The sequence below is a fragment of the Streptococcus sp. SM5 genome (genome assembly GCF_027497975.1).
On sequence record NZ_JAJNSC010000023.1, the window covers coordinates 1 to 18,030 of the forward strand.

18 protein-coding genes and 1 tRNA gene are annotated in these 18,030 nt (G+C 40.2%); 1 reads left to right on the top strand and 18 read right to left on the bottom strand.

The genetic code is table 11. The annotated features are described in order from the left end of the window. Positions 1-162: 162 nt before the first annotated feature. The 6 genes from PAN07_RS13990 to pbp2a form a co-directional block, all read right to left on the bottom strand. A tRNA-Glu gene (locus tag PAN07_RS13990) sits at positions 163-234 on the bottom strand. An 89-nt stretch (positions 235-323) separates the two neighbouring features. Beyond that, positions 324-803: a sigma-70 family RNA polymerase sigma factor gene (locus PAN07_RS13995; RefSeq protein ID WP_269798155.1), complete on the bottom strand. Its 480-nt coding sequence runs from the start codon at positions 801-803 to the stop codon at positions 324-326. 120 nt (positions 804-923) lie between these two features. Then, positions 924-1,460 (bottom strand): transcription termination/antitermination protein NusG, encoded by a 537-nt coding sequence (nusG, locus tag PAN07_RS14000; protein ID WP_269798156.1) that lies wholly within the window; start codon positions 1,458-1,460, stop codon positions 924-926. 53 nt (positions 1,461-1,513) lie between these two features. Beyond that, the gene (secE, locus tag PAN07_RS14005) at positions 1,514-1,690 is read right to left on the bottom strand and encodes a preprotein translocase subunit SecE (RefSeq protein WP_001210991.1); all 177 of its coding nucleotides are present in this window, start codon (positions 1,688-1,690) and stop codon (positions 1,514-1,516) included. Between the two features lie 9 nt (positions 1,691-1,699). After that, positions 1,700-1,852, bottom strand: coding sequence for a 50S ribosomal protein L33 (gene rpmG / locus PAN07_RS14010; protein WP_001809375.1), 153 nt, complete (start codon positions 1,850-1,852; stop codon positions 1,700-1,702). 52 nt (positions 1,853-1,904) lie between these two features. Then, positions 1,905-4,100, bottom strand: coding sequence for a penicillin-binding protein PBP2A (gene pbp2a / locus PAN07_RS14015; RefSeq protein WP_269798157.1), 2,196 nt, complete (start codon positions 4,098-4,100; stop codon positions 1,905-1,907). Positions 4,101-4,186: 86 nt separating this feature from the next. Between pbp2a and PAN07_RS14020 the strand changes: the two genes are divergently transcribed. Beyond that, positions 4,187-5,062, top strand: coding sequence for an RluA family pseudouridine synthase (locus tag PAN07_RS14020; protein ID WP_346658465.1), 876 nt, complete (start codon positions 4,187-4,189; stop codon positions 5,060-5,062). Between the two features lie 68 nt (positions 5,063-5,130). Here the strand turns inward: PAN07_RS14020 and gap are convergent, their stop codons facing one another. The 12 genes from gap to PAN07_RS14080 all read right to left on the bottom strand — a co-directional run bounded on the left by gap (position 5,131) and on the right by PAN07_RS14080 (position 18,002). Next, entirely contained in the window at positions 5,131-6,141 is a 1,011-nt protein-coding gene (gene gap / locus PAN07_RS14025; protein WP_000260662.1) for a type I glyceraldehyde-3-phosphate dehydrogenase, read from the bottom strand. A gap of 318 nt (positions 6,142-6,459) precedes the next feature. Next, a complete protein-coding gene (adhE, locus tag PAN07_RS14030; RefSeq protein ID WP_084950460.1) occupies positions 6,460-9,111 on the bottom strand; it encodes a bifunctional acetaldehyde-CoA/alcohol dehydrogenase in 2,652 nt (883 codons plus the stop codon). Between the two features lie 299 nt (positions 9,112-9,410). Next, positions 9,411-9,821: an MORN repeat-containing protein gene (locus tag PAN07_RS14035; RefSeq protein ID WP_261446945.1), complete on the bottom strand. Its 411-nt coding sequence runs from the start codon at positions 9,819-9,821 to the stop codon at positions 9,411-9,413. Further along, positions 9,808-10,251 (bottom strand): low molecular weight protein-tyrosine-phosphatase, encoded by a 444-nt coding sequence (locus tag PAN07_RS14040; protein ID WP_269798158.1) that lies wholly within the window; start codon positions 10,249-10,251, stop codon positions 9,808-9,810. Before PAN07_RS14040 ends, PAN07_RS14035 begins: the two co-directional genes overlap by 14 nt. Before the next feature lie 46 nt (positions 10,252-10,297). Continuing rightward, positions 10,298-10,597: a preprotein translocase subunit YajC gene (gene yajC, locus PAN07_RS14045; RefSeq protein WP_001069289.1), complete on the bottom strand. Its 300-nt coding sequence runs from the start codon at positions 10,595-10,597 to the stop codon at positions 10,298-10,300. 117 nt (positions 10,598-10,714) lie between these two features. After that, the gene (gene tkt / locus PAN07_RS14050) at positions 10,715-12,691 is read right to left on the bottom strand and encodes a transketolase (protein WP_269798159.1); all 1,977 of its coding nucleotides are present in this window, start codon (positions 12,689-12,691) and stop codon (positions 10,715-10,717) included. A gap of 116 nt (positions 12,692-12,807) precedes the next feature. Further along, entirely contained in the window at positions 12,808-13,431 is a 624-nt protein-coding gene (locus PAN07_RS14055) for an HI_0552 family protein (RefSeq protein WP_269798160.1), read from the bottom strand. A 50-nt stretch (positions 13,432-13,481) separates the two neighbouring features. Beyond that, positions 13,482-14,471, bottom strand: coding sequence for an RNA-binding cell elongation regulator Jag/EloR (jag, locus tag PAN07_RS14060; RefSeq protein ID WP_269798161.1), 990 nt, complete (start codon positions 14,469-14,471; stop codon positions 13,482-13,484). 17 nt (positions 14,472-14,488) lie between these two features. Further along, positions 14,489-15,313 carry a membrane protein insertase YidC gene (locus PAN07_RS14065; RefSeq protein WP_346658466.1) on the bottom strand — a complete coding sequence of 275 codons (825 nt, stop codon included), beginning with the start codon at positions 15,311-15,313 and terminating at the stop codon, positions 14,489-14,491. Next, positions 15,288-15,659, bottom strand: coding sequence for a ribonuclease P protein component (rnpA, locus tag PAN07_RS14070; RefSeq protein WP_201058651.1), 372 nt, complete (start codon positions 15,657-15,659; stop codon positions 15,288-15,290). Before rnpA ends, PAN07_RS14065 begins: the two co-directional genes overlap by 26 nt. Positions 15,660-15,808: 149 nt before the next feature. After that, positions 15,809-16,999 carry an acetate kinase gene (locus PAN07_RS14075; RefSeq protein ID WP_084862298.1) on the bottom strand — a complete coding sequence of 397 codons (1,191 nt, stop codon included), beginning with the start codon at positions 16,997-16,999 and terminating at the stop codon, positions 15,809-15,811. A gap of 49 nt (positions 17,000-17,048) precedes the next feature. Further along, positions 17,049-18,002, bottom strand: a complete 954-nt coding sequence (locus PAN07_RS14080; protein ID WP_269798163.1) for a class I SAM-dependent methyltransferase — start codon at positions 18,000-18,002, stop codon at positions 17,049-17,051. Between the last annotated feature and the right edge of the window lie 28 nt (positions 18,003-18,030).

Genomic DNA, 18,030 nt, shown 5'->3' on the forward strand with positions numbered 1-18,030 from the left:
TGCCCTGCACATTGGTTCGTCTTGTTCAGTTTTCAAAGGTCTTTGTCACTTGCTTCTCTCAAGTGACAACTATATTAGTATATCACAGCCGCTTTCGCTTGTCAACACTTTTTTGAAACTTTTTTAACTTTTTTCATCAAGTGCTTCAACCACAATATACCATAGTCCGTACGGGATTCGAACCCGTGTTACCGCCGTGAAAAGGCGGTGTCTTAACCCCTTGACCAACGGACCTGAGTTATTTTCAACTCTTACTATTATACTGGCTTTTCAAACTTTGTCAACACTTTTTTAAAACTTTTTTCATTTTTTTACATAGCTTCTTACCGAGTACGGATATCAAACTCCTTAAACACAATACGTAAGTCTCTTAGGACTCTTTGACGACCTTGGAAGCGTTCATTTCTTAAGACGAGTTCTAACTCTTCTTGTTTCTCTTTGCTTTGTTTGTTTCTATAATTTTTTAGTGTTTCATGAAAGAGATAATAATCATCTAGCCACAGACCGCCCTCACTGATACGATGACTGATCTCACCCACTTCTTCATAGGGTTCTTTATCATATCTTCGTTTTTGACTTTCCTGCTTACGGATATAGTCTAGGATCCGATTCCGAAACTTTGTCTTAAAATATTTCCTTAAACGAGGAATATCTTCTGCCAGCTCTTCTTCTCTACTGATCAGTTCATGTAAGCAAATCATTCCCTCTTGGTCCCAATCCGATAACTCCCATAAATGCAAGTAATATTCTTTTCTACTCTTATATACAATTCCCTGGACTTCTTTATACAATTCTTTAAACATAACGTCCCCCTTTCTAGATACAGTTTAACAGATTCAGAAACACTTTTGTCCCATTTCCCCCATTCTGTTCCCTACACCGTCTAAACTGCACAAAAAAGAGAGGACATGCCTCTCTTTGGGTTATAATTCTGCAATTTGGTTTAGGTTTACTTCTGCAACTGTGTCATTACCAAACATAGAGATAATCATCTTCACTTTATTGTTATCAATCTCTGTAATTTTACCAGTATAATCTGCAAAAGCACCATCAATGATACGTACAGTTTGACCAACTTCAACATCGATATCAAACTCTTGTACAGTTTGTCCCATTGATACTAAGATATCACGGATTTCTTGTTCTAATAAAGGTGTTGGTTTTGATCTATTTCCGTGTGATCCAACAAATCCTGTAACGTTAGGAGTATTACGAACGACAAACCATGCTTCATCTGTCATAACCATTTCTACAAGTACATACCCTGGAAAGCGATTCTCTTCTACTTCTTTTCTCTTTCCATTTTTTTCGACATGCACTGTTTGTGTTGGTATCTCAACACGTAGAATATTGTCCAACATATTATATGTTTGGGCACGCTGCAATAGATTTTCTTTTACTTTATTTTCATAACCAGAATAAGTTTGAAGCACAAACCATCCTTTATCAAAACTATCCATGATATTTCCTTTCATAATAGAAGATCTCTAGTGTAAATAACTCCACTAGCCTTCTAAAAAATGTTAATAAATCGAATCAAACCTGAAACAATCAACTGGTCAAAAATATAAATAATCACAACAAAGAAAGCAGTGTATTCCATGATAGAACGAAAATCTCTCCAGCTTTCCTTGCGAGTTGGCCATGTTGTGTCTTTAAGAAGTCTAAAAATATCTCCAATAAAACGCATCGCTCTCTCCTATCTCGTTTCTCTGTGTGTAGTGTACTTACCACAATGTTTACAAAATTTATTTACTTCTAGTCGTGTTGGCTTGGGGTTTCCGCTGATCTTGATTGAATAGTTTCTCGAACCACAAACCGCACAAGCTAGGCTTGCTTTTTTTAGTGCCATAACGCCTCCATCTTATCTATTATAACAAGAAAGCCAGGCTTTGACAAGCATCTTAACGAAATAGATTGACTACCGAATCCCATATCGTTTGAGCTTTTTCCTTAATTTTAGCATCCGAGATGGCACGGCTAGCCTCATCTACCAGATTTTGTGCACGACTTCTAATATCAGAAAGGCTATTATCCGCCTGATTTTCTTCATTACTCTGTACTTGATTTCTTGTATTGGCTGGTGCAATTCCATTTTGCTTATAAGCATTTTCAACTGTAAAGGTACTTCCTGGCGTATAAGGTAAAATGGTATTTGCAATGTTTCTAAAGACATGGGCTGCACCGTTTGAAGTAGATCCTGCTAGATAGTGGCTCTCATCAGTGGTAGGGAAACCAAGCCAGTGACTAATCACTACATCCGGAGTATAACCAATCACCCACTGGTCACTTGTGTATTCCGGATTAAAAACAGCTTCAGTTGTACCAGTTTTTCCTGCCATGACATAATCTGCAGGAGATGAACTAATACCTGTTCCGTTTGTAAATGTTCCCAACATCATACTGGTCATCTTGTCAGCTACAGACTTATCAATCACCCGTTTTTGTGAATTTTTATGGCTCGCAATAACCTGACCACTAGCATTTTCAATTCTACTAATAAAATGAGCTTCCGGCATTAATCCTTCATTTGCAAAGGCAGCATATGCTTGAGCCATTTGAAGAGGGTTGGTTTCAACACCGCTTCCCAAGGCGACACCAAGAACACGATCGACTTTTTCCATGTTGAGTCCGAATTTCTCGCCCGCCTCAAAAGCCTTATCAACGCCCAAATCATTAACAGTGGCAACAGCAGGTAGATTAAGCGATTCTGCCAGGGCTTGATACATAGGAACTTCTGGACTCGTTTTGATCCCTGCATAGTTATCAACCTTATAGCTGTCATACTGCATGGTATGGTTATCCAACTGCTTATTCAAAGCCCAGCCAGCTTCAACTGCAGGCGTATAAACAACTAAAGGCTTAATTGTAGAACCAGGGCTACGTTTTGATTGAGTTGCATAGTTGAAATTCCGGAATCCAGTTTTATCATTGCCAGCAACCTGACCGACAACTCCACGAACTCCACCTGTTTTCGGTTCGAGAGCTACACTTCCTGATTGAGCAAATGTTCCATCCTCTGCCCTCGGAAATAGCGATGTATTTTCATAGACAACCTGCATATTTGCTTGATAGTTTTGGTCCAGCTCTGTATAAATACGGTAGCCATTATTGACAATTTCTTCCTCTGTTAGATTATACTTGGAAACGGCTTCGTTAACCACCGCATCAAAGTAAGAAGGATAGCGGTAATCTGAGATTTTTCCTTCATATTTATCGTGCAATTGCGAAGTCATATCAACTTCTGCAGCTTCGGTTTCTTGATTTTTATCAATGTAACCCGCTGCAAGCATATTTTGCAAGACAGTATCACGACGATTGGTAGAATCTTCTACAGATTTCAAGGGGTTATACAGTTCCGGTCCTTTGAGCATCCCTGCCAGAGTCGCAGCTTGATCCAGACTCACTTCTGATGCAGAAACTCCAAAGTATTTCTTACTGGCATCTTCTACACCCCACACACCATTTCCAAAATAAGCGTTGTTAAGGTACATGGTTAGAATTTGATCCTTACTATATTTTTTTGTTAATTCTAAGGCAAGGAAAAATTCTTTCGCTTTTCTCTCAACAGTTTGATCCTGTGACAAATAGGCATTCTTAGCCAGCTGTTGGGTAATAGTAGAGCCACCACCTGAACGTCCAGCAGTGACAATAGCCAAGAAGAAACGACCATAGTTAATCCCGTCATTTTTATAGAAAGAACGGTCTTCTGTCGCAATAACAGCATTCTGCAAGTTTTTACTGATGTCAGTCAATTCAACGTAGGTTCCTTTTTGGCCAGACAAGGCACCAGCCTCCTTTTCTTCACGGTCAAAAATGAGAGTTCGAGTTTTCAAGGCATTTTGCAAATCATTGACATTGGTTGACTTGGCTACAGCAAACAAATAGGTTCCAACTAGCAAGCTTGCACTCAAACCTAGTATAAGGACAATCTTTGTTAGATGATAGCGACGCCAGAATTTTCGAATTGGACCTACTTGGGCTAATTTTTTTCGATCACTACGAGAGCGACGTAAGCTAGTAGAATCAGAGTCCTCTAGTTCACTTGTTTCTTTTTTAAAAAGAGAAAGAAATTTCTCGAATAATTTATCTAATTTCATGCGTTTATTTTATCATCTTCATCATAGGAAGACAAGAATTTAGCTATTTCCTATCAAAATAGGTCTTTTTTTGTTACAATATCTGTATGAAATTCACATTTACATTACCAGACTCTCTACCTCAAATGACGGTAAAGCAATTACTTGAGGAACAACTCCTCATCCCTAGAAAAATCCGTCATTTTTTGAGAATCAAGAAACACATTTTGATTAATCAGCGAGAAGTCCACTGGAACGAAATCGTAAATCCTGGAGATATTTGCCAGTTAACGTTTGACAAGGAAGATTATCCCGAAAAAGAAATTCCTTGGGGCAATCCTAACCTCGTTCAGAAAGTTTATCAAGATCAACACTTGATTATTGTAAACAAACCCGAGGGGATGAAAACGCATGGTAATCAGCCAAACGAAATCGCCCTTCTTAACCATGTCAGTGCCTATGTTGGCCAAACCTGCTATGTCGTTCATCGTCTGGACATGGAAACCAGTGGCTTGGTTCTCTTTGCCAAAAATCCTTTTATCCTGCCCATTCTCAATCGCTTACTGGAGAAAAAAGAGATTTCTAGGGAATATTGGGCACAGGTCGACGGACATATCAACAGCAAAGAACTTGTTTTCAAAGACAAAATTGGACGTGATCGCCATGATCGCAGAAAGCGAATAGTTGATACAAAAAATGGACAATATGCTGAAACACATGTAAGCAGATTAAAGCAATTTCCAAACAAAACTTCCTTGGTTCGTTGCAAACTAAAGACAGGGCGAACACATCAAATTCGTGTGCACCTTTCGCATCATAATTTCCCTATTTTAGGTGACCCTCTCTATAATAGCAAATCAAAGACGAGTCGGCTTATGCTCCACGCCTTTCGACTGTCCTTTACCCATCCGCTTACATTAGAGAAATTAAGCTTCACTGCCCTTTCAGATACTTTTGAAAAAGAATTAAAAAAGAATGGATGATTCCGTCATCCATTTTTCCATATAAGAAAAGCAAGACCAAGAGGCCTTGCTTTTTATCGACTCATGAATTATTTAGCGATTTTTGCGAAGTATTCAAGAGTACGAACAAGTTGTGCAGTGTATGACATTTCGTTGTCGTACCATGATACAACTTTAACCAATTGTTTACCGTCAACGTCAAGAACTTTAGTTTGAGTTGCGTCAAACAATGAACCGTAAGACATACCTAGGATATCTGAAGATACGATTGGATCTTCAGTGTATCCGTATGATTCGTTTGAAGCTGCTTTCATAGCTGCGTTCACTTCGTCAACAGTAACGTTCTTTTCAAGAACTGCTACCAACTCAGTTACAGAACCTGCTGGAACAGGAACACGTTGAGCAGCTCCGTCCAATTTACCGTTCAATTCTGGGATTACAAGACCGATAGCTTTTGCAGCACCAGTTGAGTTAGGAACGATGTTTACAGCACCAGCGCGAGCACGGCGAAGGTCACCACCACGGTGTGGTCCGTCAAGAATCATTTGGTCACCAGTGTAAGCGTGGATAGTAGTCATCAATCCTTCTACAACACCAAAGTTGTCTTGAAGAGCTTTAGCCATTGGAGCCAAGCAGTTTGTAGTACATGAAGCACCTGAGATAACTGTTTCAGTACCGTCAAGAACGTCGTGGTTAGTGTTGAATACAACTGTTTTAACGTCGTTTCCACCAGGAGCAGTGATAACAACTTTTTTAGCTCCACCAGCGTGCAAGTGTTTTTCAGCAGCTGCTTTCTTAGCAAAGAAACCAGTAGCTTCAAGAACGATTTCTACACCGTCGTTAGCCCAGTCGATTTGTTCTGGATCACGTTCAGCAGAAACTTTGATGAATTTACCGTTAACTTCAAATCCACCTTCTTTAACTTCAACAGTACCATCGAAACGACCTTGAGTTGTGTCGTATTTCAACAAGTGTGCAAGCATAACTGGATCTGTAAGGTCGTTGATACGAGTAACTTCAACACCTTCTACGTTTTGGATACGACGGAAAGCAAGACGACCGATACGTCCGAAACCGTTAATACCAACTTTAACTACCATTAGTGATTTCCTCCTTATGAAAATCATGAAATTTTTATTGTGAAAAGAGTAACTTGAATCACTACAAATCACCTTTCAACAAACCTATTATATAACTATTTAAGTTTAATTGCAAGTACGGGCGTTGTTTTTTGTCTACACATCACTTATTTTTCTTTCCCCTTTGAAAGCCTATACTGCTGTCTTTCTTTGTCTACCTAGTCATTTACCGGTTTCCTTTTAAAAAGAAAAGTGAAAATAGAAAAGCTAAAAATTATTTTCAATCTTCCAATTTTACAAAAAAGAGACAGGAAATTCCTGCCTCTAGGCTGATAACGATTATTTACGGCGTCCTGGTCTTTCTTTGTAGCCATAGTAAGAATCTTCGATGATTTCTTGCATATGGTCAACCATTGGAAGACGTGGGTTGGCAGGTGAACATTGGTCTTCATAAGCAAGGAAGGCCAATTCACGAGAATGTTCTTTCCATTCTTTTTCATCGATTCCTTGTGCTTTGAAGTTCATTTGGATACCTACGCGCTCACCAAGTTCGTAAACAGCTTTTGCGTAAGATTCAACCCCTTCCTCTGGTGTAGAAGCTGGAAGCCCAAGCATACGAGCAATATCTTGGTATTTTTCATCTGCACGGTAGTAGTTGTACTTAGGCCATGTTGCTGTCTTAGCTGGACGTGTACCGTTGTAGCGGATGACATATGGAAGCAAGATAGCATTAGTACGTCCGTGGATTGTGTGGAATTGCGCACCAATCTTATGGGCCATTGAGTGAGAAATACCTAGGAAGGCATTGGCAAAGGCCATACCAGCGATTGTTGAAGCGTTATGCATTTTCTCACGTGAGTGGAAGTCTGCATTCTTAACTGAGCTTTCAAGGTTTTCGAATACAAGTTTGATGGCTTGAAGTGCAAGACCATCAGTGTAGTCGCTAGCCATTTGTGATACGTAAGCTTCAGTCGCGTGAGTCAATACGTCCATACCAGTGTCCGCAGCAACAAATCCAGGAACTGTCAATACCAAAGCAGGGTCTACGATTGCCACAGTTGGTGTCAATGAGTAGTCAGCGATTGGGTATTTACGGTTGTTTGCTTTATCAGAGATAACGGCAAATGGTGTTACTTCAGATCCTGTACCAGATGTAGTTGGAATCGCGATGAATTTAGTCTTCTTACCAAGCAATGGGAATTTGAAGGCACGTTTACGGATATCCATGAATTTTTGAACAAGGTCACGGAAGTCCACTTCTGGTTGTTCGTAGAAGAGCCACATTACTTTAGCGGCATCCATTGGAGATCCACCACCGAGAGCGATGATTGTATCTGGTTTGAAGGCACGCATAATCTCAGTACCACGTTCAACCGTAGTGATATCTGGGTCTGGTTCTACATCAGCAAAGATTTGGTAAACCACCTTATTGCGACGAAGGTCAAGTTGTTCGATGATACGATCAAGGAAACCAAGCTCTACCATGGCATGGTCAGTAACGATCATGACACGTTCAACGTCACGACATTTTTGAAGGTATTGAATTGAATCACGTTCAAAGTATGTTTTTGAAGGAAGTTTCATCCATTGCATGTTATTTCTCCGTCTTCCGACTTTTTTGATATTCAAAAGGTTAATGGCACTAACGTTATCACCAACTGAGTTGCGTCCGTAAGAACCACATCCGAGTGTCAATGATGGTAAGAAGGCATTGTAAACGTCCCCGATACCACCGAAAGTAGAAGGTGAGTTACAGATAACACGAATAGCTTTAACAGCTTTACCAAATTCTTTAGTCAATTCTTCATCAGCTGTATGGATGGCTGCTGAGTGTCCAAGACCGTTAAATTCAACCATTTGACGAGCTTTGGCAATACCATCTTCACGGCTTTCAGATTTCAAAACTGCGATAACTGGTGACAATTTTTCACGAGTCAATGGCTCATTTTCACCAACTTCTTTACATTCTGCAGCCAAAATGTTTGTTCCTTCTGGAACTGTAAATCCTGCTTGTTCTGCAATCCAAGTTGCTGGTTTACCAACGATATCAGCGTTCAATTTCGCACCAGCACAGTTTTTGCTGTTTGCTTTCACACCAAAGCAGAATTCTTCAAGAAGTGCTTTTTCTTTTTTGTTTACAAAGTAAGTGTGATAAGATTTGAACTCTGCTACAAATTCATCGTAAATTTCTTTATCAATGATAACCGCTTGTTCAGATGCACAGACCATACCGTTATCAAATGATTTAGACATAACGATATCGTGTGCTGCTTGACGGATGTTTGCTGATTTTTCAACATAAGCTGGAACGTTTCCGGCACCTACCCCAAGAGCTGGTTTACCACATGAGTATGCGGCTTTAACCATGGCATTACCACCTGTTGCAAGGATTGTCGCAACACCTTCGTGGTTCATAAGGGCACTAGTTGCTTCCATAGATGGTTCAGTGATCCACTGTACGCAGTTTTCAGGAGCTCCTGCTTTAATCGCAGCATCACGAACGATTTGAGCTGCGTGAGCTGATGATTCTTGAGCTGATGGGTGGAAGGCAAAAACGATTGGATTACGTGTCTTCAATGAAATCAATGATTTGAAGATTGCTGTTGATGTTGGGTTTGTTGTTGGAGTGATACCACAGACAACACCAACTGGTTCAGCAATAAGAGTCAAACCTGTTACATCGTCTTCTTCGATAACGCCAACTGTCTTAGTGTGGCGCATGTTGTTTACTACGTGTTCACAAGCAAACAAGTTCTTAGTTGCTTTATCTTCAAATACACCACGTCCTGTTTCTTCAAAGGCATGTAAAGCCAATTCTCCGTGGGCATCCAAAGCTGCCACTGACGCTTTAGCTACGATGTAGTCGACCTGTTCTTGGTCGAGTTTACGCATTTCCTCAAGAGCAACTAAAGCTTTTTGCACCAAGCCATCGACATGCTTTTCAGCAGCGAGTTTCTTTTCTTCTGGTGTCACAGTTTTTTTATCAGCCATATTTTCCTCCATAGCTTTCAAGGATTGATATCCTTTGTTAATTTTTTCACAAGTTTATTATAACGCATTATTTCAACTTTGTAAACAGTTTCATAAACATTTCACAAAGAATTTTTTATTGTTTGTGAATTTTTTATCATTTTCTTTACTTATCAAGTTTTTTTGTTAGAGTTTGTGAAATCAATTTCAAATATTTTTTATTTCACAAGCTTGATTGGAAGAGGAGCTTGGAAAGAGATAGATTTTCTAGTAAGCGCTTACTTTTAGATGCTAACAATACCTCCTTTGATAAGGAGGCTTTATTTTTGTTGAAAAACGCCTTGTTTAAAAGTCCCTTCATAAACGACTCCTTGTTCTGTTGTTAGCTTTCCTTTTCCTTCAGCCTGACCATTTATAAAATCACCTTCGTAGGTCCAGCCTTCTTTAGATTGAAAGGTACCTTTTCCGTTGAAGGCTCCATTGTTGAAGCCACCTGTATATTGATCTCCATTTTGGAAGGTGATGGTACCTTGTCCATTCATTTTACCACGGACAAGACTGCCATCGTAAACAATCGTTCCATTATCAAGCTTTAGAACACCTTTTCCGGGAATATTTAGAAAAAAAACGAGTACGGCACAGAAAACAATCATAACTACTGCCAAAAGCTCTAAACGTGGACGAGTCAGATAGACACGATACTTTTCGTAAACATTCTTAAGATTTTCCACCTTCACTCTCCTTTTCTAAACGTTCTAACCAAGCTTGACAACCTTCTTGAACACGCTGATAGGTTTCCTCAAAATCTCCTGTATACCAAGGATCTGGAACACTTTCAGATGCGAATGAGTAAATCTTATCTTGACAATCTACTGGACACATCTGACGTAAGTCAGAAACATTTGAAGCATCCATGCCGATAATATAATCAAAGACTTCAAAATCTTCCTTACTAATCTGAAGCGATGTTTTGGCTTTGTCGTAAGGAATCTCATACTGTTGAAAAATCCCTTGAGTTCCCTTATGAATCGGATTGCCATGTTCCCAAGAGGAAGTCGCTCGACTTTGGATTTCGTAGTTATCTGTCATTGATTTCATAACAAACTCGGCCATAGGACTGCGGCAAATATTCCCTAGACAGACAAAGACTAGTTTTTTCATCCCATTTCCTTTCTTTTATAGAAAAACGGGAGTTCGTGATCCCGTCTTATTTTTCAATTGCGCCTTCTAGTGAAGCAGTTTCTTTCAGCGGTAATACGGTCTTGATAGCAGCTAGTTCAAAAGTCAAGTAAACTCCATCTACATCAAGAACAATCGTTCTCTTCTCAGTATCTACTTCATCGACTGTTCCGTAAAGTCCACCGATTGTAATCACTTCATAACCTTTTTGTAGTTTATTTAAGCTTTCCATACGTTTTTGTGCTTGTTTCTTTTGAGAGCGTTGCATAAAGAACATCAAGCCCAACATCGCTACAAGCATAATTAAAAATGTATAATTTGGATTCATTTTCTTCTCCTTTGTCTTTTACATAGGACTACTATATCAAATTTCAGCTACTTTTACAAGATTGTACCTTGCTTTTCTAGTAAGAAAAAACCAGAGCTCGCGCTCTGATTCTTATGATTATTTCAAGTCTTGAACGACTTTTACAAGATTTTCTACAGTAAAGCCATATTCTGCCAATACTTTTGGTGCCGGGGCAGAGGCTCCGAAGGTATCAATACCTAGAACGGCACCATCGAGACCAACATATTTGTACCAGTTTTGAGTTGCACCCATTTCGACTGCAACACGTCGGCGAACTGCATTTGGGAGAATTTCTTCCTTGTAAGCTGCATCTTGTTTATCAAAGACATCTGTAGATGGCATGCTGACTACGCGGACTTTTGCGCCTTGACTAGCCAATTCTTTGGCAGCTGAGACAGCAAGATTGACCTCTGAACCTGTCGCAATCAAGATCGTATCAAAGTCTGCTGCATTTTCATAGACAACATAGGCACCTTTTGCAACCTTGCCAAAGTCTGTTCCCTCTTCGACAGTCAAGTTTTGACGTGTCAAGACAAGGGCAGTTGGTGTTTTCTCACTTGTCACTGCAAGGTACCAAGCTGCTTGAGTTTCACGCGCATCTGCTGGGCGGAAAACATTTAGATTTGGCATAGCACGAAGACCTGCTAAGTGCTCAACTGGTTCATGCGTTGGACCATCTTCCCCGACTGCAATAGAATCGTGGGTAAAGACATAAGTCACAGGAAGCCCTTGCAAGGCTGACAAGCGGACAGCTGCCTTCACATAATCAGAGAAGACGAAGAAGGTTCCACCGTATACACGAAGTCCACCGTGAAGAGCCATCCCGTTCAAGATCGTTCCCATTGCAAATTCACGAACACCAAACTGAATGTTACGGTTCAAGCGATTGGCATCGTCTTGAAGTCCATCAGTCTTGATATAAGTCATGTTTGAGTGAGCAAGGTCAGCTGATCCACCTAGGAAGGTTGGCAATTTAGCAGCTACAACGTTCAAGGCATCCTGGCTTGAATTACGAGTTGCTTGAGAGAAGCCATTTTCTAAGGCTGGGAAGTCTGCTGGAGTCACTTCAACTGGATCACGCCCATCGATGATGGCTTCGACTTCTGCAGCCAGTTCTGGATGAGCCTCTTTATAGTCAGCAACTAATTTAGTCCAAGCTTGATAAGCTGATGCGCCACGATCTGCAACATTTTCTTTGAAATCAGCATAAACTTGTTCTGGAATTTCAAATGGTTCGTAGTCCCAACCAAGGGCTTGACGAGTTGCTACAGTTTCATCTGCTCCAAGAGGAGCACCGTGTACGGCATTAGTTCCCTGTTTATTTGGAGAACCGTATCCAATAACAGTCTTCACTTCAATCAAAGATGGTTTACCTGAAGCTTTTGCTGTTTCGATAGCTGCATGGATTGCTTCCAAGTCTGTTCCATCTTCAACCAAGGCAGTATGCCAACCGTAGGCATTGTAACGGTCACGAACACTTTCTGTAAAGGAATCTTTTGTCTCACCATCCAAGTTGATGTCATTTGAATCATAAAGAACAACCAACTTGTCTAGTTTTTGCAAACCTGCGTATGAAGCTGCCTCGCTTGAGACACCTTCCATCAAGTCTCCATCTCCACAGATAACGTAAGTATAGTGGTCAAAGATATTGTAGCCTTCACGGTTATACTTAGCTGCCAAGAAACGTTCTGCCTGGGCAAAACCAGTGGCAGTTGAAATACCTTGCCCTAGAGGACCTGTTGTAGCATCAATCCCTGCTGTATGACCAAATTCTGGGTGACCTGGTGTTTTTGAACCCCACTGACGGAAGCTCTTAATCTCATCCATGCTGACATCTTCAAAACCAGAAAGGTGAAGAAGGGCATAAAGAAGCATTGAACCATGACCTGCTGAAAGAATAAAGCGGTCGCGGTTGATCCAGTTTGGTTTAGCTGGATTGATACGAAGTTGTTTTGTAAAGAGGCTGTAAGCCATCGGAGCCGCTCCCATAACCACACCTGGGTGACCTGAGTTGGCTTTATTAATGGCGTCAATACCTAGGAAACGAATTGCATTAACAGATAGATTTGACATAGAATTTCCTTTCTATTTGAGGTGATTATTGTATCACACATTCTATTTTACTATTATATGAAAAAATACATAGAATAGCAATTAAACAATTCGACGCGATATAAGTCTCCTATTTTCTACTCTCTTGTCGCCTGATAATAGGGAAGTAAGCGTTCGTAAGCTTCTTCTAATTTTTCTAAAATCACTTCTAATGATTGATTTTCAATAAAAGAAACATCTGCTTTAACTAAAACTTTTCGGACTTCCTGATTGCATAGTTTATTTCTTAAAATTTGACGGTTCTCCTCACTAGCCTCCCACCTTTGACTTTGACCATCACAGTAGGATAGATAATAAGTTCCTGCTACCACCGGAACTTCTAATACCTTGGCTTGCTTGCCTAGAGTTTGCTCATCTTTCTTGCGTTCGATGAAACTGACTTCTAGTGAGACTCCAAAATCAGAAGGATTCCCGTACAAACGTAAGGCTAGCATAGGCTCTGTCACTTTCCCCTCACGCTGTATATAAGCCCAGAAGTGTGGTCGCAAGCGCTGCGCTTGGTTCATCCACTGGCTAGTCTGTTGGAGTTGCCATTCCGGATGACTTGCTTGAAAGGTTTTGGCCAGTTCTGTGAAAGCCTTTCGAGCCTCTTGACCTTTATGGCGTAATTCCAGCATCTTCTCTCGTTCTTCCCCAGCTTTATCTGGATTACGATACTGCAAACCTGCAAAGTCTAGATAGTCTCTTATCTTATTCAACATCCGTTTAACCTCCTCTAGTTAGCAAAAAATCAGGATAAACCTGATTTTACTTATTCTGTATCTACAACGACATAGCGATTTGGCTCATCACCTTCAGAGTAACTAGTCACGCCATCCATACGTGAAATAATACGGTGGATAATCTTGCGTTCACTATTTGACATCGGATCTGTTTGATGACTACGTCCTTCTTCTAAAACACGAGTCGCCAATTTTTGAGCATAGGTCTGCAAGACTTCTGCACGGTGTTCAACATAATCATTGACATTAATAGTAATGTAGAAGGTTCTTGAATAGCGGTTATAAAGATAATTTTGAGCCAATAGTTGCAAGGCCTTCAAAACTTTACCATGGTAACCGATAATACGACCTGGCTCATTGGTATCAATTTGTAGATTGATGCTACGACGGTTATAATCATTTGAAATCGTCGCCTCAACGTCCATATCATCAATAATCGTTTGAACATAAGTCGTTACTTCCGTAGCTACTTGTTCAATATCAAAGCTTGGTTCCACCTTTAAGCCCAAATCTTCTAATTCTTGACTTTCAGTTTGTTCAGCTTGATTCTCGACAATAGGAGTTTCTACTTCTTCTCCGAAACCAGCTTCTTCAAGCTGTAATTCATTTAAAATCTCAATATGCCCAGTTTCTTCTAAAATGGTGTTAGCATGTTTTTCATTTTTCAAGATTTCAGCCTTGACTTCATCAGAAACCCCTTGGCCTTCTTCTTCAATCTTTTTAATTGCTTCTACAACATGTCCCAAATCAACGGTTGCTTCACTGACTGTTTTGACCGGTTCATTTTGTTCATTAATTTCTTTGGGAACACCCTTGACAGCCTGCTGATTAGCTTTAATGACCGTTGTTTCACTAATAGCCTCAATATCAACTTGAGCTGGTTTTTTACCAAACAAACCAAGAAATCCATTTTTTTCACGAGAAATGACTTTGATATGAGCCTTCAGTCTTGGGATATCTAATTCTTTCAATCCTTTCTGGATTGCTTCTTCAACAGTTGAACCTGTAAATACTACCATTACCAGATTCCTCCTTATTATTTCGTTTTCTGAGCCTTTTTCTTGGCTTTTCTTTTTCTATTTTCCAAATCTTTCTGTGCCTGTACTACAGCCTCGCGCTCTGCGATAATCTTGAATGGATTATTCAAGAAATAGGTTTGCAAGACTTGATAAGCATTGGACACTGCCCAGTAGAGAGCGACTCCGCTCGGAGCATAAACCCCAAAGACAAAGATTAAGACTGGAATCCCGTACATCATCGCAGTCGTAGCCCCATTTCGCTCAGACAAGGCTTTATTAGATAACCAAGTACTTAAAAAAGTGAATACAGCTGCTAAAATCGGAAGCACAAGTGTTGTATCCACACCACCAAGGTTAATCCATAAGAAATGACCTGTCTTCAAAAAGTCAACCCTTGATAGGGCTTGGAACAAGGCCAAGATGAGCGGCATCTGAATCAAAATCGGCCAAAGAGAATCTGATTGTCTGACACCCATTTCTTTAAAGACTTTACGCATTTCCTGTTCTAGCTTGGTTCTGCTTTCCATATCTCGACCAGGATACTGTTCTCGCAGCGCCTTAATGCGTGGTTGAGCTTCCTGCATTTTTCTGGATGCCACCATTTGCACTTGAAAGACTGGCAAGAGCACTGTACGAATCAAGATTGTAAAGAGAATAATCCCCACTCCGATACTGATATCAAACGATAAAAAGCGAATGATTTCCGCAAAGAAGTAAACAAATTTACTCCAAAAATCAGTCGAATCTGCTGTAATATCACTAGTTGTCCCATTTGTCGCACAGGCTGTCATGATAAATAGAGATAAACCTAGCAAACTAGTCAACTGTAGTTTCTTTTTCACTCCCATTTCCTTCCTGGTAAATCTTTGATAATTTTAATACGTGGAGTAGATTTTTCTCCATCTCTGCGTATTCCAAGGTTTCGACCCCTTTTCGAGCAATGACAACAAAGTCGACATCTTCTACCAGACTCCCTTTTGCATTCTGGATAATATGTCGGATTCGTCGCTTAATCTGATTTCTAGTGACGGCATTCCCCAGCTTTTTGCTAACTGATAGACCTACTCGAAAATGGTTTTTCTGGTTTTCTAGTTGGTAGACAACAAATTTGCGATTGGCAAAGCTTGTCCCCTTCTTGAAAATCGCCTTAAAATCTTTCTCTCTTTTTACACGAAAGTTTTTCTTCAAAACTCAACTCCATCTATTAAATTACTACTATTATACCATATTTTTCAAAAAAGCCAATCATAGCAAGGTTTTGGACAATCTCATCAGAAAAAGAAGCTGGAAAAATCACTTTTCCAACTCCTTGTACGGAATATTTTTTCTGATTTTAGTTATTTTTTCAAGCGTTCAACATCACGAGCAATGACTAATTCTTCATCTGTTGGAATAACCAAAACACGAATTTTCGCTGCCTCTGTTGAGATGTCTCCTGTCACACCGAAGACGTTCTTTTCATCATCAACATCACAACCAAACCAAGAAATTCCTGAGATAACATCCTTACGTACAGCAGCTGCATTTTCTCCGATACCTGCTGTGAAGATAATGGCATCTGCTCCATTTAGGACTGCAAGGTATTGACCGATATGTTTTTGAATGCGATCAACATACATTTCATAGGCCAAAGTGGCATCGTGGTCCCCTTCTTCCATAGCAGCAATTACATCACGCATATCACTAGATTTACCTGAAACACCCATAAGCCCTGATTCACGATTAAGGACGCGGCTAATGTCTTCAGGTGTGTTAAAGTCCTCTGTATATTGCATTAAGTAAGGAATGATAGCTGGGTCAACATCCCCTGTACGAGTTCCCATCATCACACCACCAAGTGGAGTGAAGCCCATTGAAGTATCGACAGATTGGCCACCTTTAACAGCTGTAATAGATGCACCATTACCGATGTGGCAAGTAATCAATTTCAAGTCTTCTAATGGACGTCCCAAGAGTTTTGCAGCTTCTCCTGCTACAAACTGGTGGCTTGTACCGTGGGCACCGTATTTACGAACCTTGTTTTCTGTGTAATATTTTGTTGGTAGAGGGTAGCGATAAGCTTTCTCTGGCATACTTGTGTGGAATGAAGTATCAAAAACAACTACACTGGTAATGTCTGGCAACAATTCCTTGAAGGCACGAACACCTGCTGCATTGGCTGGATTGTGGAGAGGAGCCAACAAGCTCAACTCTTCAACTTTTTCTAATACATCACCTTCAACAACTGTTGATTCTTTGAAATATTCTCCACCTGCCACAACACGATGTCCAACACCTGTAATCTCATCATAAGCCTTGATAATATCGAAACGAATCAAGTCATCCAATAAAATTTTAACGGCTTGTGTATGGTTTTCGATATCCAAAATTTGTTGTTCAGAACGGCCGTCAAATTTTACAGTTGAAATTGAATCTTTCAAACCGATACGTTCAATCAAACCTTTCGCCAATACTTTTTCTTCTGGCATTAAATATAATTGCCATTTTAAACTTGAACTTCCTGCATTGATTGCAATTGTTTTTGTCATAACATGATACCCCTTTTAAGCGTTTTCATCTATTATAACAAAATCTATTTTATATTTCAGTACCTTGAGTCCATTTTTGAAAATTTTCTTTAAATTTCATTAAAACACTTGCATCTTGCAAGCTAGCAAGTGGATAAACAAAAGGCTCTACTGCTATTTCACTTTTCTTCTGTAGGATAAAAATAGTCTTAGATTGTTTAGCACTAGCAAAGAGATTTTCAGGCAGACTAATCATGGCAACCAGACTGGCCTCTTCTTTCAACCAGCCTTTCAACAAATCACTTTGAGGACTGGTCAACAGATCACTCGGAGCTAGAAAAATAGCATATCCATCTGACTTGAGATACTTAAGTCCTTGTTCCATGAGCAAGTGATGGGCGTAAGTATGTTCTTGACTAGAAGCAACTTGATGGCGCGACGCAACGGCATCATCAGGATAATATCCGACAGGTAAGTCGCTGATGACCACGTCACTTTCTTTGAGCATTTGTGGACGAACGGCATCTCCTTGGACAAAACCAGCCTGCAAACCAATTACATCTGCCATGCTAGCTGCCAAATCAATCAGCAAATCATCCACTTCCATTCCCAAGTAATCCACCTTTTTATCAAGCGAGGTCAAGAAAGTAGCGCCTAGAATTCCCATCCCAGAACCCATTTCGAGGATAGTAATTTCCTCCTCTTTAAACAACTCTTCCACAATAAACACCAAAAGTAAAGCAATGGCATCTGGTGTAAACTGGTGATTGGCCTGTAGGGGCTCTGTCTGCCCAGCCTTCATCAAGAGAAACTGGTAGGTCTTGAGCCATTCTTCTTTGCGAAGCGCTAAGCGTTTAAGGGCCTGATTGTTTTCCTTGACCTGGTTTAGCTCCGTCTCACCATCCAGATAAATGCTGTTTTGCTCCACCAGGGCGTCATAAAAGTTGGTCGCCAAATCACTTTGAATGACTTGGACATTCTCTAGTAAATAGGTATAAGCTTGTTCAATTTTTTCAAAATCCATATTCCTATCTTATCAAATTTCCCTTCTT